This window comes from Azonexus sp., from assembly GCF_036170495.1.
Classification (GTDB): domain Bacteria; phylum Pseudomonadota; class Gammaproteobacteria; order Burkholderiales; family Rhodocyclaceae; genus Azonexus.
In genome coordinates this window covers 1-2,858 of sequence record NZ_JAVHPH010000289.1, presented here as the reverse complement: position 1 = coordinate 2,858, position 2,858 = coordinate 1, and the positions used below count along the sequence as shown (strand labels likewise).

The 2,858-nt window shown below is 59.2% G+C and carries 3 protein-coding genes; 2 read left to right on the top strand and 1 reads right to left on the bottom strand.

Annotated features, from left to right (window positions below):
* Positions 1 to 723, bottom strand: a 723-nt coding sequence (locus tag ADADOO_RS10310; protein ID WP_511277293.1) for a DEAD/DEAH box helicase, incomplete at its 3' end; no start/stop codon positions are given.
* Between the two features lie 268 nt (positions 724 to 991).
* Here ADADOO_RS10310 and ADADOO_RS10305 point away from each other — a divergent pair.
* Positions 992 to 1,234: a helix-turn-helix transcriptional regulator gene (locus tag ADADOO_RS10305; RefSeq protein ID WP_511277291.1), complete on the top strand. Its 243-nt coding sequence runs from the start codon at positions 992 to 994 to the stop codon at positions 1,232 to 1,234.
* Positions 1,235 to 1,311: 77 nt separating this feature from the next.
* A complete protein-coding gene (locus tag ADADOO_RS10300; RefSeq protein ID WP_511277289.1) occupies positions 1,312 to 2,604 on the top strand; it encodes a replication-associated recombination protein A in 1,293 nt (430 codons plus the stop codon).
* The last annotated feature ends 254 nt before the right edge of the window (positions 2,605 to 2,858 follow it).

The window sequence follows — 2,858 nt, the reverse complement described above, 5'->3', positions numbered from 1 at the left end:
CAGCACGGCCAGTTGCTGCGCCAGCCACGCCAGACGTTCGGCCTGGCTGGGCAAGCGGATCGTTTGCAGGGACAGGGAGGTGCGATTCAAGTCGCCGCGCGAGACTTCGAGCTTCGGACCGAGCACGGCTGCAAGGTCCTCCATCACGCGGTTGTTTGCTGTTGCCGTGGTGGCCAGCAGCCGTAGGTTGGGGGGCAGCGTCTTGACGATCCGCTCCAGCAGGCGGTAGTGCGGGCGGAAGTCATGGCCCCAGTCGGAGATGCAGTGCGCTTCGTCGATGACCAGCATCGATATCTGTGCAGCGATGCCGACCAGCATTTGAGTCCGGAAGCGCTCGTTTGCCAGACGCTCGGGTGAGATCAAGAGGATATCCACCTCTCCCCGGGCAAGTTTGGCCTCGACTTGGGTCCAGTCATTGACGTTGTCGGAGTTGATCGTTGCGGCGCGAACGCCCATTCGCTCTGCCGCGGCGATCTGGTTGCGCATCAGCGCCAGCAGCGGGGAGATCAGCAGTGCTGGGCCGTTGCCGCCTTCGCGTAGCAGCTTCGTTGCGATGAAGTAGACGAAACTCTTCCCCCATCCTGTCTTCTGAACGACCAGCAGGCGGCCTCGCCCGTCGACGATGTGGCGAATCGCATCTTCTTGGCCATTGCGAAAGGTCGCATTTGCTTTTCCTGAGCCCATTCGAAGCAGTTCCAGTGCCCGCGCGGGGTTGTATGTCATTTTGTTGCTTTCTCAGGTCGCTTTGTGGGGAATGCGTCTGTGCTACGGCACAAAAAATTCTGATGTTCATAATACGAAAATAGCATTCGCTCAAGACATGACGATACAAATCTCCTACGCATCGGCGCGAAGTTTACATTCGTGGAAGTCTTTAGCTTGCATGGTTGACTTACCGTTAAGAAATCTGCGCATGATCGTTTCGTTCGATCATCAATAGGCGTTCATTACGTCAAAATTGTTGATTACCACTGATCTGTTGGAGTAAACCATGACCCTTGCAGCCCCCAAAAATGGTCTTCGCCCGGTTCACCCTGGCGAAATTTTGCGTGAGGACTATCTGAAGCCGCTGGGCATCAGCGCCAATGCGCTGGCGCAGTCGCTCAAGGTGCCTGCTTCGCGTGTCAACGACATAAATGGGGTAGCGGTGCCAGGGCACACCGGGGCTTATCATGCATGTGTCTTCCTCGGAATAACCCTGAACAGGATGATTGATGAAAATTTTGCTGGTTGATGACGCCAAGTCGGTGCAACTGGTTATGACCACACGGCTGCCAAAAAAGGCGGTCGCAACCGGGTCGTGTTGACCGGATGAAGTCTGTCGCTGGCACCAGCGCGGTGCCGCTGGCCGAACGGCTGCGCCCGCGCACTCTGGCCGACGTGGTGGGGCAGCGTCATTTGCTGGGCGAGGGCATGGCGTTGCGGCTGGCGTTTGAATCGGGCCAACCGCATAGCTGCATTTTCTGGGGGCCGCCGGGTACTGGCAAAACCACGATTGCGCGCTTGATGGCCGACGCGTTTGATGCGCAGTTCATCACCATCAGCGCGGTGCTGGGCGGCGTTAAAGACATCCGCGGAGCAGTGGAGCGTGCCCAACTGGCGCAGCAGCAGGGCCGACGCACGCTGGTGTTTGTGGATGAGGTGCATCGTTTCAACAAAAGCCAGCAAGACGCTTTTTTGCCGCACGTGGAAAGCGGTCTGTTCACCTTTGTCGGTGCCACCACCGAGAACCCGTCGTTTGAGGTGAATTCGGCGCTGTTGTCGCGCGCCACGGTTTATGTATTGCAGGCCTTGACCCCGGAAGATTTAAAGCAAATTGTGGCCTCAGCCCAAGCGCAACAGGCGCTGCCAGTGGTTGAACCAGAAGCGATTGAACGGCTGGTAGGCTACGCGGATGGTGACGCGCGGCGACTGCTCAATACGCTCGAGGCGCTGGCCGTAGCGGCACAGCAGCAACAGCGCCAAAACATCTCCGACGCCTGGCTGTTGCAGGTGCTGGGTGAACGACTGCGTCGCTACGACAAGGGCGGTGAGCAGTTTTACGACACCATTTCTGCGCTGCATAAAAGTGTGCGCGGCTCCGACCCCGACGCTGCGCTGTACTGGCTGGTGCGTATGCTCGACGGTGGTGCTGACCCGCGCTACCTGGCGCGTCGCCTGATCCGCATGGCCAGCGAAGACATCGGCCTGGCCGATCCGCGTGCCTTGCGTCTGGCGCTGGACGCAGCCGAAGTGTATGAGCGCCTGGGCACGCCCGAAGGTGAACTGGCGCTGGCCCAATGCGTGCTGTATCTGGCGGTGGCACCCAAAAGCAATGCGGCTTACAAGGCGTTCAACGCTGCGCGCGCCTGGGTCAAACAGGACAGTAGTCGGCCGGTGCCCCTGCACCTGCGCAACGCGCCTACGCGGCTGATGAAGGAGCTTGACTACGGCAAAGGTTACCGCTACGCGCACGACGAGCCCGACGCATTTGCGGCCGGTGAGCGCTACCTGCCCGACGGCATGCCGGACCCAGCGTTTTACCAGCCGGTCGAGCGCGGTCTGGAAATACGCATTGCCGAGAAATTGCGCTTGCTTCAAGCGCGCAACCATCAGGCGCGTTGATCCATCGTAAGGATTGCTAATGATTTTGAGTTTTCAGGGTAAACCCGCAAAGTAGCCAGCCGGGCGTTGTCACCCCCATGACTACAATCGCGACCGCTCGCCTGCCAGGCGCCAGATTTGGCGGGTTTTTTGCTAGTTCAGTTGCATGCGCAACGTGCCCCAGCCTGGGTGCGGGTGGCCGCGTTGGTTACGGGTCTGCGTCGTTGGGTCGGTGTGCCACTGAAAATCGGAGAAGTTTTATGGAAACCTTCATA

Coding starts and splice junctions, on each gene's coding strand:
- ADADOO_RS10305 (WP_511277291.1), top strand. CDS start 992: ATGACCCTTGCAGCCCCCAAAAATGGTCTTCGCCCGGTTCACCCTGGC.
- ADADOO_RS10300 (WP_511277289.1), top strand. CDS start 1,312: ATGAAGTCTGTCGCTGGCACCAGCGCGGTGCCGCTGGCCGAACGGCTG.